Here is a 704-nt window from a genome sequence, read left to right on the forward strand (position 1 = left end):
TGTGATGTGGCGGACCGTGCCGCTGTGGAGGCACTGCTCACCGAGGCGTGTGCGGAGGTGCCGCTGACGGCGGTGGTGCATGCGGCTGGTGTGGTGGATGACGGTGTGGTCGAGTCGTTGACGCCGGAGCGTGTGGCCGGGGTGCTGCGGCCGAAGGCGGATGCGGCGTGGGTGCTGCACGAGGTCACCCGGGACATGGATCTGTCGGCGTTCGTGCTGTTCTCCTCCTTCGCCGGCGTTGTCGGCGGGATGGGGCAGGCGAGCTACGCCGCCGCGAACACCTTCCTCGACGCGCTCGCCGGGTATCGGCGTGCCCATGGGCTTCCCGCTACCTCCGTGGCCTGGGGTCCGTGGGCCGGTGGCGGTATGGCGGCGGGGGAGATCGAGGAGCGGGCGCGGCAGGGCGGGATGCCGCCGCTGTCGCCCGAGCGCGCACTGGCGGCTCTGCAACAGGCGGTGGCGGACGGGGACGCCACGGTCGCCGTGGTGGACGTGGACTGGAAGCGGTTCGTCTCGGGCTTCCCGTCGGGGCGTCCCGGTGCCCTCGTCTCCGGCGTGCCCGAGGTGCGGCAGTTGACCGAAGCGGGTGCGTGGGTCGCCGAGCCCGAGCATGCCTCCGCGTTGGGTGCGCGGTTGGTGGGGTTGTCGCGGGTTGAGCGGGTTGAGGTGTTGCTGGATGTGGTGCGGGGGCATGTGGCGGCGGT

Annotated in this window: 1 protein-coding gene; it reads left to right on the top strand. The window is 72.2% G+C overall.

Annotated elements, in window-relative coordinates; genetic code table 11:
- Positions 1-24: 24 nt before the first annotated feature.
- Positions 25-704 (top strand): KR domain-containing protein (locus FGD71_RS00005; protein WP_276147107.1); only part of this gene is annotated, 680 nt, incomplete at its 3' end.

This window comes from Streptomyces sporangiiformans (assembly GCF_005768555.2).
Taxonomy (GTDB): domain Bacteria; phylum Actinomycetota; class Actinomycetes; order Streptomycetales; family Streptomycetaceae; genus Streptomyces; species Streptomyces sporangiiformans.